Source organism: Geofilum sp. OHC36d9 (assembly GCF_052400685.1).
In the GTDB taxonomy this organism is placed as follows: domain Bacteria; phylum Bacteroidota; class Bacteroidia; order Bacteroidales; family Marinilabiliaceae; genus CAZHHH01.
On record NZ_JBQTGJ010000012.1, the window covers coordinates 37,791 to 64,788 of the forward strand.

The window sequence follows — 26,998 nt, forward strand, 5'->3', positions numbered from 1 at the left end:
TCTTTTATATCCCTTCGCCGGGATGCATATTTTTTGCTTCGTTCCAGCTTAAGATGGCGTTAATAATTGTGGCCGCGACATTGCTTCCTCCGCGGCGGCCGTTGACAAATACGGCAGGCACATTTGGGCAGCCATATTTTAGTTGCCATTTGCTCTCTTCCACCTTCACAAATCCCACCGGTGCCGCTATGACGCCGGTGGGTGTTGCTTTTCCCTGACGTATGAGTGCCACTAGTTCCATCAGGGCGGTGGGGGCGTTGCCGAAGGCAAATACCGCGTTGGGATGTTCCTGAACTGCCAGCCGAATGCCGGCTTGGGTGCGTGTGATACCTTTTTCGTTTGCTATTGTTTTTACCCGTTCGTCGTCGAGATAGCATTTTATCTCCAGTCCCAGTTTTTGAACCATGGACGATCGAATGCCGCGGGTCACCATCGAGACATCGGTAACGATTACCGGTGGTGTTTCGGCGTGAAATTGTTGGTGCAGCATTGGAACCACCCCGTTGGTCAGCTCAACGAGTTCGCCCATTTTACTATCGGCGGTGGTGTGAATGCAGTGTAATGCCACCCAAACCTGATCCAGCGGCTGTCCGGTGAAGTCGGTCTCTTTTAGGATGGTTTGGAAACTTTGGTTCATGATTTGTCGGCCTATTTTATCGGTCTGTCCCGCTGTCTCTTTGGTTAATGCGTAGCCCCGTGGCGTGATGAGATGTTGTTTGTGTTGAATGGTCTGGCTGTTGCCTATAATTAACACCGTGAACATATCGGCCATCTCTGCTCTCAGATCTTTGAGCAGAACCACACTGATTGACTCTTCTTTGCGGCCCACCTGGCGGGCAATGCCAACAGGCGTATCGGGTGAGCGTTCGGCCAGGAACAAGGCTTTTAGTCGCATCAATTGCCAGAAGCGGCCTTTGCTTACCGGGTTATAAATGGCCGTCACAAAGTCGGCCGAAGCCGCTGCTTTGATGCGTTTTTCTATCTTTTGCCATGGTGTAAGCAGGTCGGAGAGCGAGATAGAGCAAAAGTCATGACCCAGAGGAGCTCCCAGTTTGGCGGCAGCGGCGAACATGGCACTGATTCCGGGAACGACCTCTATCTCAACGGCCGAGCCGGTTTTCTGCTTCATTTCCCAGAGGAGAGATGCCATGCCATAGACGCCTGCATCGCCGCTACTGATGACGGCTACCGTTTTGCCTTTTTCGGCTCTGATAAAGGCAGCCCGGGCGCGTTCGTCTTCTTTTTTCATGCCGGTGCTGATGCACTCTTTTCCGTTTGTCAGCGACGCCACGTGACTCAAATAAAACTTGTAGCCGACAACAACATCAGAATTTTCAATGGCTTGTCTGGCTTGTGGCGTCAGGTACTTTTCCTGTCCCGGTCCTATTCCTATGCAAAATATTTTCATTGTCAAGTGGGTTTAAACGTGTTTTGATATACCGGGATAGATGATTAGCAACGAGAAATACGGTATTTTTCTGAATTCCAGTTCTTCCACGCTGGAGGTGAAAAACTGATGTTCTGTTCCTACTTGCTCGGCATATAAAAAGGAAGGGGCTTCATTTTTCAGAAATGTATACCATTCCTTTAGAACGCTTATTTTCATGACGACCAGTGTGGCGTGCTGATTCATTGCTTTCTTTATGGCTTCGAAGTTTTCGGGTTTGGCTATGACCTGTAGCCCTTTCTCTTTTTCAACCAGTGGCAATTGGCCTAAGCTTCCGGCCGCGATGAATGCAGGGATTCCGGGAATCAGATGACAGGGTATCTTTTCATCGAGCGCCATTTTGTAGAGATATCCAAAGGTGCTGTAAAAGAGTAAGTCGCCTTCGCTGACCACAACGACGTTATTGCCCGCTTCGTATTCTGTTTTAATGGTTTTATAGGCCTCGTCATAATACTGATGGCGTTGTTTTCCACTCATTGGTATCATTATAGGGCGGCAAGGCTTCTCTATCATTAGTTTGTGTAGTATTTGTAACGAGAAAGAGCGCTGTTTGCCATCGTTTAACGCCGTGACGGGATAAAAGATGATGTCGGCTGCCTGCAGTGCCCGGTATCCTTTTATGGTGATAAGTTCCGGATCGCCGGGACCTAATCCTACGCCTGTTAATGTTCCTTTATTCATGCTTTTGTGTTAAGTAGGTTATGAATTGCTGCATTTTGTCTTTCTCTCCCAGATAGAGATGCATATAGGAAGCCCAGCAATTTTTATATTTGAAGATGGGCATCTCCACGGTTATTCCACGGGCATTTTTTACCTCTGGTGAGTGCGGAGGTGTGCCGGGCACGATTAAACTGGAATAGTGAAATTCGTGGCCTCGCAGAACAAGATTGGGTAGTTCTGTTTGCCGGTAGCCCAGATGGAGCTTTTTATGCTGAAAAGAGGTGGAAAAATTAAATATTCCGCACATGGGGGTGACGTGCCCGTTTTCGTCAATAAGTTCTTTCCCGAGATACATCATGCCGCCACATTCGGCGACCACCGGTTTCCCTTGTTCTGCGAAGTGCCGTATAGCCTGTTGTATGGCGGTGTTTTTGCTGAGTTTAGAGGCCTGTAATTCGGGATATCCGCCGGGCAGCCAAAGCAGGTCGGCAGGTGGTAGCTGTTTGTTGTGTAACGGACTGAATGGTACGATTTCGCCCATCTGTTTCAGTTGGTCGATATTGGCTGTATATGAAAAATTAAATGCTTCGTCGTGTGCCAGGGCAATCGTCATGCGTTGTCTGGTGAGCTGGGGATGAGGTGTGGCAGGCGTCTTTGTCGTTATTCGGGTGATCTCCAACAGACGGTTTACCAGTATATGTTTCTCCGTTAATTCGGCGGCGACCCCGAACATTTTTGTTTTATTTTCGCCGGGAAGATGCAGCCCCAGGTGGCGCGATTCAACGGCTAATTGTTCGTGTCGTGGCAGAAATCCCAGGGGTTCGATACCGGCATCCTCTGCGGCCTCTTTTAAAAAGCGGTAATGCGAATCACCACTTACTTTGTTAAAAATGACCCCCGCTATTTTCAGCCGTTTATCAAAATTTTTAAAACCAAACAATAACGGGGCGGCCGAGTAGGCCATACTAGCCCCGTCTACCACCAGAACGACAGGAATGTCCAGCAACCGGGCTATCTCAGCAGAGCTGCCTTTGTCTTTAGATGCCCCGTCGAACAGGCCCATTACCCCTTCAATAATTGAAACGCCCCTGTAAGGGTGATTGTTGGTAAAAACGGTGCGTACATGTTCCGGGGAGGCCATCCATGAATCGAGGTTGTAAGAGGGGCGTCCCGATATTTTGGAATGGTACATGGGATCGATGTAGTCGGGGCCACACTTAAAAGGTTGCACCGTGATACCTCTTTTCACCAGCGATTGCATTAAGGCCAGCGATACCATGGTTTTGCCCGAGTTACTTTTGGGTGCGGCTAAAAGAAAAGCGGAGCTGTTATTTGAGGTCATTTTTTGTCTTTTGCGAAGGAAATAACATGAATTTTTCTGCTTTTATATTGTCTTGTTTTAATCCGGTAATGGCCAACAGGTAAAATAAGTCGCTCAAGCGGTTAAAATATTGTAGAATATAGGCTGGTACCGGGTGTGTCTGACCAAGTTCGACGAGCGTTCTTTCAGATGATCGAACTCCCGTGCGCACGAAGTGACACAATGCTGAAATTTTATTGCCGCCGGGTAGTACAAAGGCCAGCTTTTCATCTTTCAGGTAGTCGTTTAACTCGTCTATCCAGACTTCACAGGCTTTCAGCCCTTGTTCGGGATGTGGTTTCTTATTGGGTTTGGGCGAATCTTCGGGGGTGGCAATGTGCGACATTATTAGCATCAGGTCGCGTTGAATGCTGATTAAACGGGTTTTCCAGTTATGATTTTCGGGCAGCTCGGCCAGCAACAATCCAATACGGACATTGGCTTCATCAATGCGGCCATTACAGCGAATGCGGATGTGATTTTTACTTACTCTGCCGCCTCCAAACAGAGCTGTTTGTCCCTGGTCTCCGGTTTTTGTGGTGATTCTCATCTTGTTGTTTAATAATTGTCTGTATTCTGAAAAATGTTGTGTTTAACGTTTTTCTAGCAATCTCTATTTAATTTTTAGCGGTAATCCTGAAACCATCAGAGTTACGGTATTTGCAAGTGAAGCAATAAACTGGTTGGTCCATCCCTGAAGGTCGGCGAATTTTCGGGCGATTTCATTTTCAGCATGGCCGCCCATGCCTATTTCGTTTGAGATGATGATGAGTTCACACTCTTTTTCAAATAGTTTATTCAACTCTTCCTTTGCAATTTCAAGAATTTCGTCAATGGTTAACGACTGATTATCGAAATAGATATTTGTCAGCCACATGGTGATGCAGTCGAGCACAACCACTTTACCTGTAACATCAGCCTGAGACAGGTGAACCGGGATCTCCAGCGTAGTCCAGTTGTCCCCTCTGTCTTTTTGATGTCGGGCGATGCGTTGTTTAAAATCATCGTCCCAGATGCGGGAGGTAGCCAGATAGTATGGCTTTGTGGTTTTCTTCATGGCCCATTCCTGAGCAAAGCGACTTTTCCCCGATCGTTGACCTCCTGTGACAAAATGAATTCCGGCTCTTTTCATAGAAATTTAATTTTATAATAATCTTTACAGTCCCATTTAATCTGTATCACATCGCCATAATCCACTTCAATGGCAAACACTTTTTGGGGAGCGGCATCCAGCAAGTAGGCCAGCAATGCTCTCAACAGTCCGGCATGAGTAACAACCATGATATTTTGATGATGGGTTGCAGCGAGTGTCTCCCAAAATTGAATGATGCGATTTTGTACATCGTAGAAGTTTTCTCCTCCATGGATTTTGCAATTGATAAAATCTTTTCCCCAGGCAGTTTGATGCTCCGGCGGTATCTGACTCCAGGGTTTCATCTCCCAGGCGGCAAAATTGATCTCCCGCAAGCGGTTGTCTATTTCGATTTTTTCAGGACTCATTAGTTTCCCGGCCAGCAGGCGACAGCGTGACAGGGGGCTGGAATAACAAATAGTGGGTGAAAAGTCCATTAGGGCTGTGTTTACCTTTTTAACGGCTTGGTTTAGATCGGTTTCGTCGGTCATAACATCCGAGTTGCCATAACAAACCCCCTGCGGGGCTTTTGTTTTGGGATGTCGCACAAAACAGATGACTTTATTAAACGCTTCGGTTGCCATAGTTATTCAAATAAAAATCCGTGATAGCTTAAAAAGCTAAAATATAGGAAAATGAGAATTTCGTTTATCTGTTGAACGACCCCCAGACAGTCTCCGGTATATCCGCCAATGTGCCTGTAAAAATATCGACCAGCCAAAAAAGTGGCTACAACAATTACTGGTACAATGAAAAAAGAAAATATGGGGAAAAAGCAAAGTGGTAGTATCGCCGGGATAAAGGCCCATGTAATACGCCCCCAGGAGAGCGCACTGCTTGAGTCGCGCGATTTGGATGCGCCTGTGGGACGGGCATTGTCCCAAAATTTTGTTACCAGCAAAACAGGCCATCGGCTCAGGGCGTGGGCGGCCACAAACAACAGTGGAATTCTGCTATTGGGAATGTTTTGTAAGGCCCCTATTTTTAATGTTATCAGAAATATTAACCCGATGACTGCATATGCGCCTACTCTGGAATCTTTCATGATGGTTAGGATGTGGTCTTTGCCGTAGCCACCGCCAAAAGCATCGAATAAATCACCCCAGCCGTCCTCATGCAGGGCCCCGGTGGCCAGAACCATTGCCGCGAGGGCCAGGATGGTTGCCACCGGTTTTGGAAATAGCCAAAACCCGACAATATATGCCATGGCTCCAATGCCTCCCACAAAGAGACCTACAAAGGGGAACCAGGTTAAAATTAACGATTGGTTTTCCTTTACGTATTTTACCTTCCAGGGGATTCTGATTCTTGTGAAGAACAGAAAGGCCGATTGTAAGATGTTTAATTCGCGTTTAATCATGTCTCAATTTTGCTGCGTTATATACTTTTGCTTCTGTAAATGAGGTCATTTCGTTAAGCATGGCTACTGCGGCCTGAACAATGGGGTAGGAGAGCGCCGAGCCGGTGCCTTCGCCCAGTCGCAGTTGTAAGTCCAATACCGGGTGGGCGTCGACAAACGAGAGCATTTTGCGGTGTCCCGGTTCGTCGGAGCGATGCGAGAAGATGGCGTAGTCTTTTACTGTCGGACAGATGGCGTGAGCAGCTAAAAAGGCAGAGGTGGTGATGAAGCCATCAACGAGAATGACCATTCTTCGACTGGCTGCTTCCAGCATCCCGCCGGCCATGGTGGCGATTTCCAGCCCGCCAAAGCGCGCCAGATTCTCTTCCGGATGAGCGGCAATGCCTAGTTTTTCGATTGCTTGTTTTAGTACTTTGGCTTTATGACTTACGCCTTCGGGCGACAGTCCGCAACCAGGACCGGTACACGTTTCTACGGGTATGCCGGCATAAACGGACAACAGCGCGGTTGCCGGTGAAGAATTTCCAATGCCCATCTCACCAAATCCCACTACGTTGGTTCCTTTTTCAGCGAAAGAGGCCACCACATCGCGGCCGTTTTGGATGGCCCGGTTACACTCTTCGGTCGTCATGGCCGGTTCGTATAGAAAATTGCGTGAGGCTTTGCGTACTTTTTTGTTTATTAATTTGGGATGAGGCGTGAAATCATGGTCTACTCCTGCATCTACAACGTACAAGTCGAAGCCGAACTGACGACAAAAAAGACCGATTCCGCCGCCGCCCTTGATGAAGTTAAGGACTTGTTGCCAGGTTATTTCGGCCGGCACCGGACTTACCTTCTCTTTAATAATTTCATGGTCGGAGGCGATGGTCAGCATCACCGGTTTTTGAAACGATGGGCGGGTTGTCTGTTGTATTAACCCCACTTGCATGGCAAGTTCTTCCAGTTGGCCTAACGAGCCAACGGGTTTGGTTTTTTGATCGATGTTGAATTTTAATGCCTTTTCCAGTTCTTCATCTTTTACCGGGGCAATTTCCAGATTTTCGAGTGCGGTCATGTTTTTGTTATTTATAATAGGTTAATACGATAAAAATGAGTGAAATTAGAATAATAAAGATCCATTCTGTTTTTTTGATGATGTTTATGGTTTGATGTAAATCATTTTTTTCAAAGTCTCTTTTGTTTTCACCAATGAGCGGTTTGGGAACCCATTGGCCGAAATAGCGATGTGCACTTCCAAAGACGACGTTTAAAATGCCGGCCAGCGCTGCTTCAGGATATCCTGCATTGGGGCTGAGATGGGCTCTGCCATATTTGCGTATGAATTTGAATGCCCGTTTTTTACCGCTAATGGCGGCCATCAGCAGGGCTGTTATTCTGGCTGGCAGATAGTTGGCTGCGTCGTCCAGCCGGGCCGCAAAACGACCAAAATGAATGAACCGATCGTTTTTGTAGCCAATCATCGAATCCAGAGTGTTAACCATTTTATAGGTCATCATTCCCGGTATTCCTGCAATGGCATACCAAAATAACGGGGCAATGACGCCATCGCTCAGGTTTTCGGCCAGCGTTTCGAGCGTGGCTGCTTGTATCTCATTTTTGGTTAAAGCTTCGGTATCGCGTCCAACAATGCGGGCGACTTGTCTTCGTCCTTCTTCCAAACCCTTGTCAAGCGCCCGGAATACAGCTTTTCCCTCTCTCACCAATGTGGTTCCTGCCAACCCGTAAAATACAAAAATTGTTTCGGTGGCTATGCCGGCTAAAGGTGAGATCTGAAAGGCGAATGTGATTAAGGTGAAGAACAGGCCACAGGTGAAGAACACCAGCAGAATGGTGACTGCGTACCCTTTAAGAAGCCGGTGCGTGTTTTTATTCAGCTTTTTTTCGAGAAACGAAATGGTTTTTCCGAATGCCACGATGGGATGTGGTAACCACTGCGGATCGCCCAGTAATTTGTCGAGTGCAAAACCCAGCCACAATGCGATGGTATGATATAATATTAGCGCCATGCGTGCAGGGCTTTAATTAAAACGTTATTTTTTTCGGGCAACTGGGTAGAGAGGCGGAAATGGTTCTTCGACAGGCCTCTGAAGTTAGAAGCATCCCGAATTAAAATGTTAAAGTTCTCAGCGAGCCATCTCTTCAATTCTGGGGCGTTTGTTGGTGCTGTCACCAGAAAATAGGAGGTAGCCGAAGGGATGACCGAGAAACCATCGAGGCTGTTGATTTCTGACTGAAGACGACGGGATTCATCCAGTAAATATGATAGAGAAAAGTTATCTGAGAAACGGCTCGAGAAACAATATTCACCTGCTTCTATGGCCAGTGAGTTAATGCGCCAGGGCATCAATAGTCTCTTGAGGCGATTCACCATGCCGGGGGTTGTTATTAAATATCCCAGGCGAAGGCCGGGAATTGAAAACCGCTTGGTGAGTGAGCGGATCACCACGAGGTTGGCGCATTCAGGGGCTTCGTTCTCAAGCGTTATGGGCGAGAGGGAGAATTGGACATATGCTTCATCAACGATAAACAAGGTGTCCGGGTGGGCACATATCATATCTTTCAGCGCCTGACGATTAAAAAGTTTTCCATCCGGATTGTTAGGGTTTCCGATCCAGATGGTGTCATATTTTGCGGTATCTTCATTGGGAAATAGCGTGTTGGGGCAGAAGGTGAGTGAATGGTGATACATCCGGCAGGCATCTTCATATTCGGAAAATGAGGGCGTGTAAATGAGTGATCGTTTATTTTGGTACAGGGCGGCCAGCAGATAAAAGGCTTCTACCGCGCCATTGGTCATCAGAACGCTTCCTGCCGGTAACCCTTTTTGCATCTCAATGGTTTTTGCCAGTGACTCAGCCATGGGGTCAGGATAGGTTGTTAATTTACCGATGCAACGATTCAGATGGCTCTGCAATCCTTCGTTGAGTCCATACGGATTCACATTCGAACTGAAGTTGATTCGAATCAGGGGAAATAGGTGTCGATCGTCTCCATGCCCGTGTATCATGCTTCCAGAATTTTATAAATGGTTTCCATATCTGAATTTTCGCGTACATGTTGGGCCAATAGTCGGTATTGACGCTGTTTATAAGCAGAGTAATCTTCGGTGGTGTGACTTGTTTTTGTGAAGGGCGTTAGGAGGTCTTCTATAACTATGGGGTTATCAAGTATGCCGTGCATATAGGTTCCCCAGAGATTATCGCCCGAGCGACAACCTTCTTTATCTCCGTTTTCCAGTCGATTCAGCGGGATTGCTTCGGATGCCAAAAGTGTTTTTCCCATATGAATTTCGTAGCCGGAACAGAGGTCGTTGTTGTTCTTATAGTAAAACGAGCTGCGTATCGTTTGTTTTTCTTCTTCGAGAATGGTGGTGACCGGCAAAATGTTTAAGCCGGGGACGGCTTTTATTTGACCTTCAGTCTCGTTGGGATCCTCAATGCGTTGACCCATCATCTGGAAACCGCCACAGATGCCGATAACCGTTTTCCCTGCCCGTGCCAGGCGCGAAAGTTCAGCCGCTACGCCATTTCGCTTTAGTTCAATTAAATCGGCAATGGTGTTTTTGGAGCCTGGAATAATTATGATGTCGGCTTTTTTTAATTCCGTGGGGTTGTTGGTGTAATAGAGTTGCACTCTTTCGTCGTGTTCCAGCCGCCCAAAATCGGTGAAGTTGGAGAGACGCCTTAAAAGAACAACCGCAATATTTATTTTATTGTCGTTGGCAAAGGTCGCTTTTCTTTCCAGAGAGACAGAATCTTCCTCTTCAATTTGAATGTGGTTGAATGTCGGGATGATGCCCAATACCGGAATTGCGGTAAGGTCTTCAATTATTTTTTTCCCTTCGTCGAACAGATGTATGTCACCTCTGAATTTGTTGATGATGATGCCTTTTATGAGCTGCCGTTCTTCAGGGGCGAGCAATTGAATGGAGCCATAGATGCTGGCAAATACCCCGCCTCGCTCTATGTCGGCCACTAAGATGACCGGTGTATTGGTGGTGAGGGCCACTTTCATGTTGGCGATGTCGTTATTTTTTAGGTTTAACTCCGAAATGCTTCCCGCACCTTCAATAACAATGGGGTTGTATTTTGGGGAGAGTCGGCGGAAGGCGTTCATTGCTTCTGTAAATAGCAACTCTTTTATTTCACCTCTGAAATAGCTGCCGGCAGAGTAATTACCAAATATTTTACCATTTAAAATGACTTGTGCCGTCTTGTCGGAACTGGGTTTGAGTAGTACCGGGTTCATGTCGGTATGACAATCAATACCACAGGCTTCAGCTTGAACTGCCTGTGCACGACCGATTTCTCCTCCATTGGTGGTTACAAAGCTGTTGAGCGACATGTTTTGCGATTTGAAGGGAACCGGATGATAGCCGTCTTCCCGAAAAATACGGCAAAAGGCGGTTGCCAGTACACTCTTTCCCACATCAGAGCCGGTTCCAACTAACATTAGGTTGCGTATTGTCTTTTTTCGGTTAGTCATAAAATTTATTTTGGTCTTGTAAGAAAAGTTCTCGATTTTGGGTGCTTGATAAGAAATGTTCAAATACAAGGCTTGCGAAGTCCGAAAAATATGAGTTTACTCTGGTAAATGACCATTTTGAGGACAAGCATAACGCAGTATTTGGATTTTTCTTGCAAGCATCATTTAGAAATTGATCCCTTTTAAAATGATTAAACCAGGCCATTTTTGATTGAAAGATGCGATTAAGTTTTTCGGTGGAAAAGTCGGCTACGCAGTACCCGCTGCCAGTCTTCTGGGTTTCTGCCAAAATGTTGCCTTTGGGGTCGATGATCATTGCCAGTCCAGGCAGATGTGCCCCGCGGGCAGTGCTCCCCGAAAGGTTACACGCCATTACATAACAGGCGTTGTCGTAGGCTCGTGCACACAAATAGCGTTTAAAACGTTCCGATTTTTCAGTCGCGGTTTCGTTGGGCGACGCAAATGCCATGGCCAGCAGGTTGGCGCCTTGCCGGGCTTGTGCATAGCTGATTTCGGGGAAATGGGTCTCGAAACAGAGTTGCATGCCTATTTTGAGTGGCCCTGTCTGGAAAACGGATAATTCATCTCCTTCCGAAAAAGTGCTTTTTTCATTGGGCCCCAAATGACTTTTTTGGTGAATGCCTGCTATCTTTCCCTTTGTGAAGAGATAGTGCGCAATGAAGAACTGTTCGTTGTGCTGTTGCGGATATCCGACGGCAAAAGAGAGATTTGAGCTTTTTGAGAATCCGGTCAATTGTTGCAATACGGCCTCTTCTTGCAATAGTGCCAGGGCAATATCTTGTTTTGCCGTAGCATAGCCAGTAATGCTCAGTTCGGGGAATAAAACAAAGCCGATTCCTTCTTTATCAAGCTGTTGCAGCAGCGTCAATGTCTGGTTTAAATTGGCCGTGATATCTCCGGGAATGGCGTGTATATAAGCTGCCGCTATTTTCATTGGTTTAGATGATTCATGGTTATTTCTACAATTTTTTCAACTGATATTTCTGTGGCCAGATGCTTCTTTTCTTTAAATAATTGAAAGGCACTGTGTCCGTTTTTGCTGATCTGAATCCATAATTCCGGGTTGTCATTCATGCCCGTGGTTTTGATGCCTCTGCGGGCAAAGGCCCGTCGGAGCAGGACGTATTCAAAGCCATGTCCTTTTACCGGTAGTTTTTGGAAATGCTCGTATTCTACTCTAAATAATCCGGTGTTGGTGTCGAATTCGATGCCTTTGTTTTGAAAGAGCTTTTGGAAAGCATTTTTTAATAGCAGATCTTCGGGACTGCCGGTGATAAGTGGGCCTCCCTGGGGTAATAGCCACAGATGATCGGCCATCTGTAAGGCCAGATCCAGATCGTGTGTCGACAGTAATACCGATTTTCCGGCGTGGGAGGCTATTTGTCGCAGCAGCTGAATGATCTCAACACGTGCCGGGAGGTCGAGAAAGGCGGTGGGTTCATCCAGTATGATGATGGGCGTGTTTTGTGCCAATGCCTTGGCAATAAATGCTTTTTGTCGTTCACCATCGCTGATGGACGAAAGTAAAGCCTCTTTTTTATGTGCAATACCACATTGTTCAATGGCCTCGTTAATAATCTGTTTGTCTTTCGGGGTGAGTCGGCCAAACATTCCTGAGTAAGGGCTTCTGCCATAGGAGACCAATTCGTAGATGGTGGCATTGGGAACGATTATCCGGTCGGTTAAAACAACACTTATCATTTTTGAGATCTCCTTTTCTGAAAGGTGTGTCAACAACTTATTCTGAATGGTTATTTCGCCCGACAAATGGGGTTGAAAGTTGCAAATGGTTCGTAGTAGCGTGCTTTTTCCGGCGCCATTGGCACCCAACAGGCAAACCAGTTCGCCCTGACGCATGGTGGCATTGAGATTAGAGGCGACGTAGTTGGTCATCTTTCCGTGGGGATAGCCAACGGATAATTGGGATATCTTTATGTGTTTGGATTTTTCCATCAGCGTTCTGTTTGATTGTCTCTTCTTCGTTTCCAGATAACGGAAATAACTACGGGGGCGCCCACAAAAGCTGTTACCGAGTTTATAGGCAGTTCACTGTCGAGGCCCGGTAACCGGGCAATGAGGTTGCAAAGTAAAGCAATGATGCCTCCCAGAACAGAGGTGTTAAGAATCAGCCTGAAATGATTGGAAGTGTGTGAAATCATTTTTGCCAGATGAGGAACGGCCATCCCAATAAATATGATTGGGCCGCAAAAAGCTGTTACAATAGCGGTTAAGATGCCAGATGCGAGGATGGTGATGAACCGTGCCCGGGAAATTTTTAGTCCCAGGTTGCGGGCATAATTGTCGCCCAATGCCAATAAGTCCAGGGGTTTTGACAGAAAGAGTGATGCCAATGACAGGGGCAGGATAAACATGGTAAACCATTGAGCTCGCTGCAACGACAAGCGGCTGAAGCTGCCCAGACCCCAGATGACATAGTTGTGAACATCCTCTTCGAGGCTGTAAAATTTTAAGATCCCCACCAACGAGTTGGAGAGATAACCAATCATGACCCCGATTATTAAGACCCCCAGGGTACCGCCAATATTTTTGGAGATAAAAAGGATGATGGCTAAAACGGCCATGGCGCCGGCTAATGATGCGATGGTCACTGCCAGATGGCCCCACGCACCAATTTGGCCAAACGAAAACCCGAAAAATTGTCCGGCAACCAACAAAACGGAGGCAACACCCAGACTGGCGCCCGATGAGATTCCCAGTACCGAGGGGCCTGCCAATGGATTGCGAAAAAGGGTTTGCATTAACAGTCCGGCCACGCCCAATGCCATGCCGGTACTCAACGCCACCATTGCCTGTGGCAGACGAGTGCGAATCAGAATGTTTTCAAGAATGATGTTGTTGCTGCCATGTCCCGTCAAAATTTGAAAGGCTTCGCGCAATGGTATGGTCACCGACCCCAGGGCCAGGTTTAAGATAAAAAAGAGGCACAAAAGAAGGAGCATCCCTAACAATAGGAAGGGTTGCGGCAGATTGATATGGATTTTGTTACAGCTCATTTCAGTTGCTTGTAAAAATAAGGGTGATAGTTGGGCAGCAGCTCCGGGTGTAAAAAGTGAATGTAGTCAGACAGCACCACATCGGGTTTCATGGCATTTTGTTCATAGTAGGGCACTTCGCGTATGTTGCAGACAAAAACACAGTTGTTGTTAAAGGCTTTGAAATCGGCATAGCGCGGGTCTTCACTCTTCATTGATTGTTTGTTGTATGCCAGCGGTTCGGGCAGTAATATCCGCCAATAGTCGCAGTTGGCTGCTGTGGCATATACGGTCTCAAAATCCAGTGGATGAGCGGCTTTCTTTTTGTCTTTAAAGATGTATGTGGCGCCGGCATCTCTGAAATAGTGGGCGTAAAAGCTGTCGCCTCCCGGTACATACCAGGTGCCCGAGCGCATCTTGCCCGAAAAAACTGTTGGCCGGTTTTCGACGTTTGCTGCCAGTTGTTTGAGTGAATTATACCTCTCGGCCACGGCATTAAAGAGGGAGTCGGCTTCTGTCTGTTTGCCAATAAAAGCGGCAATCATTTTTACCCATTCGGCCCGGCCCAAAGGAGTCTCTTCTTCGTAAGCTGCCATGGGTACAAGCGGGAATCCCAGACTTTTTAAAGCATCAAAACCGCCGGTTTTAAAGGGTGATACAAAGATGACATCCGGATTGAGACTGGCGATTAACTCGGTGTTAAAATGGCCTTCTTTGCCGACTTGTTTTACCAGATGTTCCTCTATTCTGCGGTTCATCTCTTTGTGAAACAGATGGCGGCTGCTGTTTATTGCCACTATATCATCGATGTCGTCAAGCGCAAAAAAATAGGTTAACTGTGTTGATGACAGGCATATAATCCTTTTGCAAGGTACCGGAATGACATTGGCATCTTTTGGGGTGCATTGGTTTTTGGTGTCGATGAGGTGAAATACTTCAGCCTGTTTCTTGTCATCATTCAGAGTATAAATTTTCAGAATCTTTTCAGACTCATTCTCCTCTATTTGAAAACCCTTGGCGTATTCCAGCGGAAGAAGCTGAGTGTCTTTATCTGCATCGATGGCTTTGGACGGATGGGTTAGGCAGGCGATCAGCAGACAAGCACTGCTTATCAGATTTATGAGTCTATTTTTCCAGTTCATCCATGATTTTATTTAAATGATTGATCCAGATAGCCACTATTTGATTGTATTCAGCCAAGCCATGCATGGACAGGGTCACTTGGTATCCTTCCTTTTCAAGTATTGATTTCCAACTGTCGGGCTGTGGTCCTGCCATGTCGTTTTGGGCGTGGTCGCCGGCGACCGACATGAGCGGCATCAGTTTTATTTCTTTGATATTTTTTTTAGCCAGCCGCGTCATCACCTCCGGTAGGCCCGGATAGCCTTCTATGGTACCCAGGATATATTGCGACGATTGTTGGTTCAAATAATATTGTAAACCGGGGTAATAGATATTTGAAGTGTGATTGGTGCCATGACCCATAAAAACGAAGGCTTCATTCTTTTTATCATCCGGTGTTATTATCTCGTGTATGCCCTGACTAAATTGTTCGAGGTCGGCGTGCGAATACAGAAGGGGAGGAGCTAACTTAATAATGGGATAGTCTGGTAACTGATTAAACATGGTCACTGATTGATGCAGTTTTTCATATTCTTCCCCCGGTATGATGTGTAACGATTGCACCGCTATTTTTTGAAAGCCGTCGTTGGCCATTTTGACCAACGCTTCTTCGGGCGAATTAATTTGTATTCCACTGGATTTTAATTTTTTTCGAATAAAAGCAGAAGAAAAAGCCCACCGGATTTCTGTATCAGGGAATGCTATTTTTACTTGTTTTTCAATATTGTTGAACGCGATTCTGGCATTGGCATAGCTGGTGCCAAACGAGACGAGTAATATGCCGGTTTGCGTATTTTGTGTGTTCGCCATACTGCTTGATATTAGGCTGAAAATTAGTAATATAGTTAGTGTTAATCGCGTTTTCATATGTTTATAATTTGTTTTTCAGTTGTCATATGGAACTCGCCAGGATAAGCATCCTTCTGTTTGTGAATCAATTCCCATGGCTCGTTTCATCTGTGTTTATATATTATTATAGTGTCTGTCCATAAACTAAGTGCTTGAAATATAAACTTCAAATACAAGCCTGATGAAGTAGTTGACTTTATAGACAAACACTATACAGTCATAAATGCAACCACCATTTTATTTGGCAACATTAATCAGCAAGCTGATAAAATAAGACCGGCCCGGGCTGATTGTTCCGTAATGGGATTTGTAAGGTCTGTTGTCTACATAATCGAGAAGATTGTCAATGCCGGCAGAGACATCAAAAGAGAATGGTCTCCAGTTTGTAAAATGGTGCATTGTTGTTAATTTATAGATGTTGTAAGCCTTGGCATTGCCGTATTCGTCGTCGAAAAATTTTTCGTCCTGAAAGCGACAATTCAGATTTGCGGATAAACGATATTTATTCCAGTTGTGGCGGTAGCCGATTCTGACGTTGCCATAATTTTGAGCGACCCCTTCCAGAGGTATGTCATCGGTTTGGTTCTGTGCATCTACATAACTGTAACCACCTCCGAGGGAGAATCCGGCACCGATATTTGCATTGAAAATAAAATCGAGACCTTTTGTTGCAGCACTGTTAATGTTATAATGACAGCGGGTTGTTGTAATTCCATTGGCTAAATTTTCGTCCGAGGTCTCCGTTGTTTGATAATCGATCAGATTTTTTACGTCGTTTAGATATCCGGTGAGACTGAAGGAGAGTTGATTAACAATAAACTCTGTTGAGAGCGCATAGTAGTTGGACGTTTGTGGGTCCAGATCAGGGTTTCCCAGATAAAGCGTACCTCTTTTTTCGTAATGGTAGTAGAGCTCTTTTAACGTTGGAGCTTTAAAGCCTTTGGCATAGGTTCCTCTGATGTTTAAGTTTCCTGATTTATACAGTGCTGATATTTTTGGGGTGAAAGCATTGCCAAATGTTTGGTGTTTTACCAAACGACCGCCTACCACCATGGATAAGTTATTGATGACGTTTATTTCATCCTGGGCATAAAGAGCCAGAGTATATGCATCGGCAGTTTCTTCCGGCAAGCGGCCTTCCGATTCAAGCTCTTCCATCACATACTCGCCTCCAACCGATAACAGGTGGTGATCAGATAGTTTAAAAATGCTTTTCAGGTTAAGGGCGTTGCGTAACTGCTGGGTTTGTTTGCTTAGGTTGCCGGCCACATAATCGCCTGATGTTTGGTTATATTTGTAGTAATATTTGAACCGGTCGGAGTTCCAGTCGAGAGTGATCTTATTGGTTTTCCTCAGGAGGTACTCTGCTCCTGCACCATAGCTGAAGTCGCTGTAAAAGTATCCATATTTACCCACGGTTAGTGGTCGTTGTACATCCCGCTCATATTTGGATCCCAAAAGATATATATTTATTTTTTGCGACAGGGCATAGTTCAGTTTTTGGCTGAAGGTGTAGTCTTTGGACGCATTTTGTGTCATGGCGTCCGTCTCAACCAGTTCATTACCGTCTGATTCGTAGGGGCTGATCTGCCATCCGTCGGTTGTTTTTCGGTCGAAGGAGGTGGTTGATGATAGCTTACCTATGTGGAGGTCGAGGTTGTTGTGCATAATCCATTCGCCGTAGCTGCCCACTCTATTTTGGGTGGTGATTGCGTTTTTTGGGGACTTTTTATTTGTGATTATGTTGATGACGCCGGCAATGGCTTCCGACCCGTATAGGGCTGAGGAAGCGCCTTTCACAATTTCTATGCGTTCGATATTTAAAGGGTTAATGCGGTTTAAGTCACTCTGTCCGCCAATGTCGCCATACATCCGTTTACCATCAATTAAAACCAGAATGTAATCGTTGCCCAGACCGTTTAATTGCATGAAAGGCCCCATAGCTCCTGGATTGAAATCGAATGATGGACTTACACCCAGCATTAGATCCGTAAAGTTGGATGGCCCAATTTGGTTAATTAGTTTTTTGTCGATCAGTTCGGTTTGAACAGGCGCATTTTTTAAGTGGTGTGGTGTTCCTGTTCCGGTAACTACCACTTCTCCCAGGGTGTTGTTGGAAGGCTTCAGTGAACAGTTAAATTCATTTTGGGCTTCGCGGATAAGCATCTCCTGCTTAAAACGGTGATAGCCCAAACATGATACCACCACCTCATAGGTGCCTGCCTTGATGTTACGGAGGATGAATTGTCCGTTTTGGTCGGTGATGGTCCCCAATGTCGTTCCCGGAATGTAGATGTTGGCGTCGGTCAGGGGTTGGTTCGATTCCTGGTTGGTTACGTGACCAACCAAGGATGGGTTTTGAGCACATAGTTTATGGGCCACTAGAAACAGAAGGCCAGCGATGTGCCAATTCATTTTTTGCATGGTTTAATTATTTAATTATTAAACAATTACACCTTGCGTCCTTTTTCAACAGCGTTGTTGAAATGAAAAAATAATGTTGAACAATAAGAATGTACAGCATTAACTTCTTACCCGGAAGCAAAATGATGAATAGTTATTTTTTGGCAGGTTTTCTGACTTACTCCTGTTTGGATCGCCTTCCCATCTTTTTATATTCAGACAGTGGCGAAATAGATCCAAACTCTTTTAAGAGCTTACAGCTGCGGGTACAGCCCCTGATTTACACAGGGTTCCCTTTTATTGTTCACGGCGAAACCGGAACAATCACCAAAAAGTTGTACAAAAATATCTATTTTTATGACATTTCAATTTTTTTAGATGGGAAATTCAATGTTTCCTTTAGTCGTATTTGCAAGAAAAATCCGTCTTCTGCGTTATGTTTCCCTCAAAATGATCATTTATGGGGGAAAATTCACATCTAATTTCCATTATGGCCAAAATTCATTCTTTTTGAGCTGTACAAGTCTTCCAAAGGAAGCTTTCTTATCTGCCCCGGCGCTTTTTGGCAGACTGATTTTTCCTGATAAAAACGTTTTTGTGATGCATTAGTTTCCCGGCTTATGCTGTTAATCTATCGTTTGGGTTTATTGGTGTAAAAAAAGACGACAGTCGACAAAAGGCCATTGACACTCTTAATATGCAGGTCTATTTTTGACATTGAATTGAGGGTTTAACACCAAGAACATTTAATTTATGATAGCTACCAGCAACACAATTACACATGAAGAGGTTCGGATAATTGATCAGGAACATGATATACTGCATCGGACCATTCGATTGATTGATGAGGCTTTTATTACAAAGCAGGGTAATAAAAGGATCTCTCAGTTGATATCAGAATTATACAAATTTATTGATTTTCACTTCACCAGTGAGGAAAATCTGATGCTGTTCACCGATTTCCCATATTACGACGAGCATAAAAAGGAGCATACCGAATTGATGCGGGATCTGGCTGATATAATTTGCGCTTTCAATGCCGATATGATCGATTACCATGAGTTGGTTGATTATTTAAACAATCGTTTTACAGATCATTCTGATTTGCCCGACCGACAATTGAAGGCTTATTTGGTTACGATGATTAAATAATATTTGGGCCGTATCCTTTTAGGCGACCCGATGATGGATGGCCCCCTGTAAGGCGTTGTTTTTTTTGATTGCCTAATCTGTTTGTCCCTGGAATAATCATTCCAGGGTTTCTTTTAATATTATTTATAGTTTCGCAGGTCTTGAATATGAAGCTTTTTTATTTGTCACCGGCGTCTTTGGGTGAGTACTCTTAATTTATAAGGTGCCTGTTTCGAAATTTGGCATAACTGATTCAATTTACCATTTTTGCGTTGCGTGAGTTTAACACAGCTAAAATAAACCATTCGTATTTTATGACAAGCAAATCGCAAAGTGATATTTCAGCAGCATATTTAAAGCTGTTGAACCAACAACAGTTTGTTGCAGACGAATTAGATTATGTTGGTTTTGATCATCAAAAATCAATGTTGCAAATATTGGCAGACCATGCCAATTGCGGTGTTAGTGTTTTTGATATGTATAAAAAATCACACATCTTTTATTCGCCTAATTTTGGTAGTTCTCTTGGATACGATTTAAGCGAAATTATAAAAAAAAGTCACGATTTTTGGGATCATAAAATTCATCATGAAGATTATGCCGGGATGATGCAAAACGGCATTTTGCTGCTTAAGCTGTTTTATCAATTTTCCGATGATGAAAAAACCAATTACAAATTGATCAGCGAATACCGAATATTGAATGCCGAAAATAAATATGTAAGAGTTATTGAACAGCAACAGGTGTTACAATTAGATAATTATGGAAATATTTGGTTAACATTAAGTATTATCGATATCTCTCCCAATCAGGAAATCAGTGAAGAAATGAAAAGTCAATTGTTCGATTTCAAGACGGGTAAAATACTCCCTTTCGATATAGAAGCGAAAAGTAGTGAGATGGTCAATTTAGGGTTAACCAATCGGGAAATACAAATTCTAAAAATGGTTAAGGAGGGTCTTTTAAGTAAAGAAATATCAGCAAAATTAAATATTAGTTTAAATACCGTTAATACGCATCGCCAACGAGTTTTAAAAAAATTACGTGCGAATAATTCAATGGAAGCGGTCATTTTTGCTTCAAAATATGGATTGTTGTAACTCTCCACTACTGATATATCAGTATTGTATAATACCTCTTTTGGGTTGAACTTTGTGTTTTCAACCCAAATTAAAGTGTATTTATATGATGAGGATTTTTTTAGTCGTCTTTTTTTTGTCGTTTGCAATTGCTCCTATACCGGCACAATTACCCACTCAAACCATTCGGGGGACCGTATTTGACAATGCTTCCGGCACCCCTTTGCCTTATGTTAATGTGGTATTGCTAAATACCAATTATGGCACCGTGACAGACGAGGCCGGTCATTTTACGATTGAAAATGTCAGTATTGGCAGGTACAACATGCAAATTTCAATGATAGGTTATGAATCGTATGCCCTGAAAGAGATACAGGTCTCATCGGGGAAAGAGCTATTCTTTAATATTACATTGAAGGAAACGGTTAATTCGCTTTCGGAAGTAACCATTAAACCGCGTGTAAATAAGCAACAACCCATAAACAGAATGGCATCGGTAAGTGCCAAAATGTTAAGTGTTGACGAGGCACAGCGCTATGCTGGTGGATTTGATGACCCGGCGCGTTTGGTATCTTCTTTTGCCGGGGTATCAAGTAATGTAAGTAATAATGCCATTGTGGTTCGTGGCAACAGTCCGCAGTCGCTACAATGGAAAATGGAAGGGGTTGAAATTCCAAATCCCAACCATTTTGCCGATTTAAGTGCTTTTGGGGGTGGCGGATTAACCGCCCTAAGTAGTCAATTGTTAGCTAACTCAGATTTTTTTTCGGGTGCAATGCCAGCCGAATATAACAATGCTATTTCGGGTGTGTTCGACCTTTTTATGCGCAATGGAAATAATAAGAGGCCGGAGCGGACTTTTCAACTGGGCCTTTTAGGTATTGATGCCGCGTCAGAAGGTCCTTTAAAAAAAGGGGGTAATTCCTCCTATCTGTTTAATTACCGCTATTCAACGCTGTCGTTGCTTGAATCTTTATTACCTGAAAATGCAGGTGGAACGACCTATCAGGACCTTTCGTTTAAATTCTATTTGCCAACCCAAAAGGCGGGTCTGTTTTCGGTCTGGGGCATTGGGTTAATTGATGGTTCCGGGGCAAATGCAAAAACACATATCTCCGATTGGGAATACGAAAGCGATAAAGAAACGCAGTCGGTAAAACAATATATGAGCGCAGCAGGTATCAGCCACAAAATGAGAATTAGCGACAACCGGTTTGTGAAAACAATTTTGGCTTCAACTACTAAAGGCCTTGACTTATCAACCGAAACATTGAATAATAATGCGCTATTGCTTCCAAAAAATAAGATTAACAATGTGGATTATACCGTTGTGTTTTCTTCGTTTATAAATACAAAATATAGTGCAAAACACATTAATAAAACGGGGTTTGTTGCCACTGGGCTACTGTATGATATCTCACTTAAAAACGCTTCGGTTTTTGGCGCGCCGCTTAAAACAGTTGCAGATGAAAATGGTTTTAGCACCTTGTTGTCTGCTTTCAGTAATTCTACAATTAACTTTTCGGAAGGATTAACCATGAATGTGGGCGTAAATGGTCAGGTCTTCACGCTCAACAATCATTACACGATTGAGCCTCGTGTTGGTTTCAGATATCAGTTTTCGCCGACGCAAGCATTGAGTTTTGCTTATGGGCTGCACAGTCGTTTGGAACGTCTGAATTATTATTTCATCAAAAATAGTCTGTATGGAAATGAAGCCATCAATAAAGACCTCGACTTTGAAAAATCGCATCATCTGGTATTGGGCTATGATTTAAATCTTTCAGAGTCTACTCATTTAAAAGTAGAATCCTATTATCAGTATTTGTTTAATGTACCGGTAATTGCCGACAGTTCTTTTTCAATAATTAATCAACAAAACGATTGGTTTTTTAATGAGAAATTGCAAAATGATGGTATTGGTCAAAATTATGGTGTTGATATGACGCTTGAGAAATATATGTCACATGGTTATTATTATATGATAACAGCATCAGTGTTTAAGTCGCAATACAAAGGAGGCGACAATGTTTTGAGAGATACGCGTTTCGATAGAAATTTTACGTTTAATTTTCTTATGGGAAAAGAGTGGCAAGTGGGGCGTTATGAGCAAAATATTTTAGGCTTAAATATCCGATTTAATTATCAGGGTGGGGATCATTATACGCCCATCAATTCCGATGCATCAGCGAAAGAACAGGAACCTGTTTTTGATGAATCGAGGGCTTTTTCAAAGCAATTTTTGCCGGCATTTGTGAGTCATTTTACGACCAGTTATAAAATGAACAAAAATAATTCGACGCACGAAATTGCTTTGAAGATTATAAATATGACAAACTACAAGGAGTTTACTGCATTTGAATATAATTATCAAACACAGCGAGTCGATGAAAGAAGAGAAGCATTAATGCTGCCAAATTTAAGCTACAAAATAGAGTTTTAGTCGTGGCTTTTTATCAAATTATGGACCTTGTGGATAGATTGTGTTGTTGATTTATGTCTATTTAGAGTCTGTCTATAAAGTACAACTTCTGCGTTACGCTTGCTCTCAAAATGGTCATTTACGGAAGTTAACTCACATTTTTCGAGCTGCGCAAGCCTTGAATTTGAACTTTATAGCTTAAACTCCCGACTTTATGGACAGGCACTAATTAGTCAAACTTTTTTCATCTTATAGAATAATTTTTTATCACTCGTTATTCCGCTGCATTAACTAAAAAATATATCCTTTTTCACTATTGTCCGGTAAAGAATATATTCTCCATTTAAGTGCTCAAGCCGAACGGGCTTTTACTTTTTTATTTATTAGGTATTATTTTTTTATGGTATTCATGATCCGTTTCGCTCCAGCTACAGCAAAAAAAAGTAAACACAATTTTGCGTTTAGTGAGTGCAGTGTGCAAACTTGTTTGCAACAATGCCGAACGTAGCAAAATTCAATAATATTAAGATGCCGCCGCTGCAAGTAATTTCCTTAACGGAAATTTCTTGAGGCGGAAAGTAACCCCAATATCTCCTAAAATTTCTGGCTTTCACATTAAAGCCGGGTTTTAATCATTTTTCTAAATTTTTACCAGACACCAATGTCGGGAAATATAAAAACTCACTATAATATTTGTTTAAGCGATGGTGGGCAAGCATCTTTAGAACTTTACTATTAAGACCATTCTGGCAAATGAATGTGAAGTTGCTGTTGAGTTTGATTGGGAAGAGGACACAAACACCGATAAACTAAAGGAAGCAAAAGACATTTGGTAATGGTTGATAATTTGGTCAGTTGTCCCAAGTAATGTCCAATGGTTGTCCCAAAGTGATGTTCGGTAGCTGGGTTCTGTCGAGTCTGAGTCTAAATTATAATTTCTGCGTTATGTATACTCTCAAGAGCGGTATTTTCACCAATGTATTTTTTTTGGGGGGCTTCGCAAGCTTCAAAAATGAAATATTCTTATCTGCCACAATCGGTTTCGGGCAAGCACTAATTCTTCCAATTGTGGATTCGTTGGTAAATCTAAAGATTAAAAAAGTAATTTTACCTGAAACGAGCATGCGAATAGTTTTTCGTAAAGAGGAGTGACTGTTATTGCGGGTGCTATATGGCCAATAAAAATAAATTTATACGAATGAGTGGAGGCCTATTGAAAATTTTTAATATGATTTGTTGAAAATTTGACGTGATTATAGTCCCTATTATGAGCGATTAATTATGTGTTCTTATAATTTTGCTAGTTAAGTTTACTCGTACCTTGTACTATGAATGTGGGAAGCTCATGGATTTTAAGAATTCCCAATGACCAAAATCTTAAAATCGGTATGTTTAGTAAATTAAAAGTACAATAAGGCAGATAGGGTTGGCTTGTATAAATTAGATAAATGCGTATTGTTTTTAAGAATACTTCAATAAACCATATAATTTATGAAAATCAGATTGAATCGAATTCCATTCGTTGTGTATTTTTTGTTTACTCCATTATTTTTATTATTAATAGCAAGTGGAATAGCTAATTCCAACGGTGCTATAGATGAGCTTCTTGTTAATAAGAAGGTGTCAACAGATGACCGTTTTGAAGGCAATGTAGTTACTGAAGAGGGAGCTTGGTGTTGGTTTGCCGATCACCGGGCTCTTCATTACGAAAATGAGAGCGGTTCGATTAATAGTAGTTATATTGGGTATATCGATGTGCATGGCAATATAAAGGCTACTCAACACAATTTTATCACCGGTATAACCAGCGAAGTGTTAATACGTTCCTATTTTCAACCCGATGATCATAATAATCCTTCATTCTTAGTTTTACCCGATGAAAGGATTATGATCTTTTATTCACGACATACCGATGAAGCATGTTTTTATTATCGGATATCAAAAAATCCGGGAGATATCAGTTCATTGGGGGGCGAGTATAAAATTTTAACTTCGGCAAATACAACATATCCGTCACCGTTTATTATGTCGGATGATCCTACTCATATCTATCTTACCTGGCGGGGTATTAACTGGCATCCCACTATTGCGAGGCTTACCATTCCTGATGAAGATGATAAAGTGGTAATTGATTGGGGACCCTATCAAATGGTTCAGTCTACAGGTTCACGACCATATTGTAAATATTCTTCCAACGGCAAGGATAAAATATTAATGACTTATACAACCGGACATTCAGACAATGAATATCCCAACTATGTCTATTTTAATTATATAGATATAAATAGTAAACAACTGAAGGATGTGAATGGTAATGTGCTAAAAACGATTTCCAGTGGTCCATTCAGTGTTAATAAAACCAGTTTTCCGGTTGATTATCCATTAGTTGTTGTTGATAAACCGACAAATCAGCGCGACTGGGTCTGGCAAACGGCCCTCGATTCTGATGGTAACCCTGTGATTGCAATGGTTCAGATAAGTGGTGATAAAACTTCACATAATTACTATTACGCCAAGTGGACTGGCAGCGAATGGCGAAAAACATTTCTGGCAAATGGGGGTGGTCATTTTCATCAGACAGACGGTTTAGAGATGTGCTATAGTGCAGGAATGGCCATTGACGATGGTACACCAAATAATGTTTATTGTTCTGTACCGGTTACAGGTGCATCGGGCGAAGTCTATGAAATAATTAAATATACCCTCGATGGTGATGGTGTTGTTGTATCAAATGAACAAATAACCCAAAATTCAACGTTGAATAATGTGCGACCATATATTGTTACCAATTCCGGCGACAGCCCATTAAAGCTTGTTTGGATGCATGGTAATTATTATGATTGGATTGTTAGTTCAGCTCGTCCTAAAGGTTTTTCAACCGCTATTCATAGCGATATTGCTTTAGCTACCGGGAATGTTGATTTAGCAAGTGGAATTGTTTTAGATGAAGAATTTGATGGGACTGTTGAGGGCTCAGCTACTACACAAAGTGGGGTTTTGGTTTGTACTGACGAAACTTCTGCAACTTTGAATGTTTCTGATGCGACCCTCTTTTCTATATCTATCTCTCCTTATATATATGAAGGTGCCTACGAAGGGGATATTTTTAAAATGGGAAATATTACCGTTGGTCTTGATAAATCTTCTTTAAAGCCATATACCGTTGTTGGAGATATTGTGTATAACAGCACGAATCTTTTGGGGACCTCTGATGTTTGGCAAACGAAGAATCGCAGTACGGGCGGTGTTTGGTGGACACCAACCAAACTTAAATATTTTAACTTAACATTAAGTTATGATGGTACTTTATTAACGGTGTATCGTAATGGTCTGATAGATCAGGTTATCGAGGCCGAAGGCCTTAGCCTTGACGATGTCACACTGGGTGGATTTAATGGATGGATTGAAGATTGCAAGGTGTTTAATCGTCCCTTGTCACAAGAAGAAGTTAAAAAACTGACTGAAACGAGCCTTAGTTATACTTTGGATAACAGTTTGTTAAGTCAGGTTGAACTGGCGTCGTTAGTCGTGCCTGAAAATATTTATACCGATATTGTACTTGATGCGACTTCTGAATCAGGTAATATTATTAGTTGGACCTCTGATAATATTTCAGTAATAAGCAATACTGGTTTGGTAAATCTGCCTCAAACCAAGACTCCTGTTTTACTAACTGCAACCATTAATGGTGAATCAAAAAATTTTGAAGCAATTGTTTGGCCTCGCAATATCGAAAACAACATAATGTTAAAATATACGTTTGAGGCTGCTGATGAGTACATAAATAATGAGGCCCGTTATGTGCAGGATAGGTCGGGTAATGGCCGGGATGCGCGTATAATGGGAAATTCACAAATAAATGGCGTTTTAGATTTAACCGCAAATACGCCTGGTGGCTTTTCAACAAATGGGTATGCTATCGTTCCTGAAGGAACTTTAAATACCATGCGTAGTTTTTCGTTTTTAGCACGAGTAAAGTTCTCAAGTTTATCGACTCAACCGCGTATTTTCGACTTTGGTTCAGCCAGCTCAAACAGTATTTTTTTAAGAGCAGATGCTTTTTCGGCAGGCTATAAGTATAATGGTAATTCAACAACGCTTATCAATTCATCAACAAGCCTTACTGTTAATCAGGAAGCAAAGTTGGCGGTTACTTTTGATGCGAAAACGAAAGTGACAAAAATTTATCTAAATGGAGTTGAGACGGCAAGCAGCACGGCTATAAGTTATGAGCCGTATCAGTTAACCAATATAGGAGCCGACACCAGAAACTATATTGGTCGCACGCAATGGTGGGATACTTCAGTTGCAGGTGACAATATTGATATCAAGGGGACTATCGACGATGTGGTTTTGTATGATATTGCTTTGTCGGCCGATGAAATAGTTTCTGAGCAATCGGCTCAACCAACTTCAATGACGGAGGTGGAGGAGGACAGCAGTTTTTCTATTTATCCAAATCCTGTCATGCAACATCAAAACGCTTTGATTAGTCAGTTATTACCCCCTTCTCGCATCTCTTAAAATTTGG

At 43.0% G+C, this 26,998-nt stretch carries 21 protein-coding genes and 1 riboswitch; of the genes, 4 read left to right on the top strand and 17 right to left on the bottom strand.

Features of this window, described 5'->3' with window-relative positions; all coding sequences use genetic code 11:
- Positions 1–4 precede the first annotated feature (4 nt).
- The 17 genes from cobJ to ACT3CD_RS12200 form a co-directional block, all read right to left on the bottom strand.
- Positions 5–1,408, bottom strand: a complete 1,404-nt coding sequence (gene cobJ / locus ACT3CD_RS12120; protein WP_444645897.1) for a precorrin-3B C(17)-methyltransferase — start codon at positions 1,406–1,408, stop codon at positions 5–7.
- Positions 1,409–1,420: 12 nt separating this feature from the next.
- A complete protein-coding gene (locus ACT3CD_RS12125; protein ID WP_444645898.1) occupies positions 1,421–2,128 on the bottom strand; it encodes a precorrin-2 C(20)-methyltransferase in 708 nt (235 codons plus the stop codon).
- Entirely contained in the window at positions 2,121–3,449 is a 1,329-nt protein-coding gene (locus ACT3CD_RS12130; RefSeq protein ID WP_444645899.1) for a cobyrinate a,c-diamide synthase, read from the bottom strand. Before ACT3CD_RS12130 ends, ACT3CD_RS12125 begins: the two co-directional genes overlap by 8 nt.
- Entirely contained in the window at positions 3,436–4,017 is a 582-nt protein-coding gene (locus ACT3CD_RS12135; RefSeq protein ID WP_444645900.1) for a cob(I)yrinic acid a,c-diamide adenosyltransferase, read from the bottom strand. The genes ACT3CD_RS12130 and ACT3CD_RS12135 overlap by 14 nt, the downstream gene beginning before the upstream one ends.
- A gap of 63 nt (positions 4,018–4,080) precedes the next feature.
- Positions 4,081–4,599, bottom strand: a complete 519-nt coding sequence (locus tag ACT3CD_RS12140; RefSeq protein WP_444645901.1) for a bifunctional adenosylcobinamide kinase/adenosylcobinamide-phosphate guanylyltransferase — start codon at positions 4,597–4,599, stop codon at positions 4,081–4,083.
- Positions 4,596–5,183 (bottom strand): histidine phosphatase family protein, encoded by a 588-nt coding sequence (locus ACT3CD_RS12145; RefSeq protein WP_444645902.1) that lies wholly within the window; start codon positions 5,181–5,183, stop codon positions 4,596–4,598. Before ACT3CD_RS12145 ends, ACT3CD_RS12140 begins: the two co-directional genes overlap by 4 nt.
- 2 nt (positions 5,184–5,185) lie before the next feature.
- Positions 5,186–5,959, bottom strand: a complete 774-nt coding sequence (locus ACT3CD_RS12150; protein ID WP_444645903.1) for an adenosylcobinamide-GDP ribazoletransferase — start codon at positions 5,957–5,959, stop codon at positions 5,186–5,188.
- Entirely contained in the window at positions 5,952–7,016 is a 1,065-nt protein-coding gene (gene cobT / locus ACT3CD_RS12155; RefSeq protein ID WP_444645904.1) for a nicotinate-nucleotide--dimethylbenzimidazole phosphoribosyltransferase, read from the bottom strand. The genes ACT3CD_RS12150 and cobT overlap by 8 nt, the downstream gene beginning before the upstream one ends.
- 7 nt (positions 7,017–7,023) lie before the next feature.
- A complete protein-coding gene (cbiB, locus tag ACT3CD_RS12160) occupies positions 7,024–7,968 on the bottom strand; it encodes an adenosylcobinamide-phosphate synthase CbiB (protein ID WP_444645905.1) in 945 nt (314 codons plus the stop codon).
- On the bottom strand, positions 7,959–8,969 hold the full coding sequence (locus ACT3CD_RS12165; protein ID WP_444645906.1) for an aminotransferase class I/II-fold pyridoxal phosphate-dependent enzyme: 1,011 nt from the start codon (positions 8,967–8,969) through the stop codon (positions 7,959–7,961). Before ACT3CD_RS12165 ends, cbiB begins: the two co-directional genes overlap by 10 nt.
- On the bottom strand, positions 8,966–10,447 hold the full coding sequence (locus ACT3CD_RS12170) for a cobyric acid synthase (protein WP_444645907.1): 1,482 nt from the start codon (positions 10,445–10,447) through the stop codon (positions 8,966–8,968). Before ACT3CD_RS12170 ends, ACT3CD_RS12165 begins: the two co-directional genes overlap by 4 nt.
- Positions 10,440–11,402, bottom strand: coding sequence for a nitrilase-related carbon-nitrogen hydrolase (locus tag ACT3CD_RS12175; RefSeq protein ID WP_444645908.1), 963 nt, complete (start codon positions 11,400–11,402; stop codon positions 10,440–10,442). The genes ACT3CD_RS12170 and ACT3CD_RS12175 overlap by 8 nt, the downstream gene beginning before the upstream one ends.
- Positions 11,399–12,421: an ABC transporter ATP-binding protein gene (locus ACT3CD_RS12180; protein ID WP_444645909.1), complete on the bottom strand. Its 1,023-nt coding sequence runs from the start codon at positions 12,419–12,421 to the stop codon at positions 11,399–11,401. Before ACT3CD_RS12180 ends, ACT3CD_RS12175 begins: the two co-directional genes overlap by 4 nt.
- Positions 12,421–13,482, bottom strand: a complete 1,062-nt coding sequence (locus ACT3CD_RS12185; RefSeq protein ID WP_444645910.1) for a FecCD family ABC transporter permease — start codon at positions 13,480–13,482, stop codon at positions 12,421–12,423. Before ACT3CD_RS12185 ends, ACT3CD_RS12180 begins: the two co-directional genes overlap by 1 nt.
- On the bottom strand, positions 13,479–14,603 hold the full coding sequence (locus ACT3CD_RS12190) for an ABC transporter substrate-binding protein (RefSeq protein WP_444645911.1): 1,125 nt from the start codon (positions 14,601–14,603) through the stop codon (positions 13,479–13,481). Before ACT3CD_RS12190 ends, ACT3CD_RS12185 begins: the two co-directional genes overlap by 4 nt.
- Positions 14,587–15,393, bottom strand: a complete 807-nt coding sequence (locus ACT3CD_RS12195; RefSeq protein WP_444645912.1) for a sirohydrochlorin cobaltochelatase — start codon at positions 15,391–15,393, stop codon at positions 14,587–14,589. The genes ACT3CD_RS12190 and ACT3CD_RS12195 overlap by 17 nt, the downstream gene beginning before the upstream one ends.
- 276 nt (positions 15,394–15,669) lie before the next feature.
- Entirely contained in the window at positions 15,670–17,856 is a 2,187-nt protein-coding gene (locus tag ACT3CD_RS12200; protein WP_444645913.1) for a TonB-dependent receptor, read from the bottom strand.
- 125 nt (positions 17,857–17,981) lie between these two features.
- Positions 17,982–18,182: riboswitch (cobalamin riboswitch) on the bottom strand.
- Between the two features lie 406 nt (positions 18,183–18,588).
- Here ACT3CD_RS12200 and ACT3CD_RS12205 point away from each other — a divergent pair.
- From ACT3CD_RS12205 to ACT3CD_RS12220, 4 genes are all read left to right on the top strand, one after another.
- Positions 18,589–18,987 carry a bacteriohemerythrin gene (locus ACT3CD_RS12205; protein WP_444645914.1) on the top strand — a complete coding sequence of 133 codons (399 nt, stop codon included), beginning with the start codon at positions 18,589–18,591 and terminating at the stop codon, positions 18,985–18,987.
- Between the two features lie 293 nt (positions 18,988–19,280).
- Positions 19,281–20,066 (top strand): LuxR C-terminal-related transcriptional regulator, encoded by a 786-nt coding sequence (locus tag ACT3CD_RS12210; RefSeq protein WP_444645915.1) that lies wholly within the window; start codon positions 19,281–19,283, stop codon positions 20,064–20,066.
- A gap of 85 nt (positions 20,067–20,151) precedes the next feature.
- Positions 20,152–22,488, top strand: coding sequence for a TonB-dependent receptor (locus ACT3CD_RS12215; protein WP_444645916.1), 2,337 nt, complete (start codon positions 20,152–20,154; stop codon positions 22,486–22,488).
- 1,470 nt (positions 22,489–23,958) lie between these two features.
- Complete coding sequence (locus ACT3CD_RS12220; protein WP_444645917.1) at positions 23,959–26,991, top strand: BNR-4 repeat-containing protein; 3,033 nt, start codon at positions 23,959–23,961, stop codon at positions 26,989–26,991.
- The last annotated feature ends 7 nt before the right edge of the window (positions 26,992–26,998 follow it).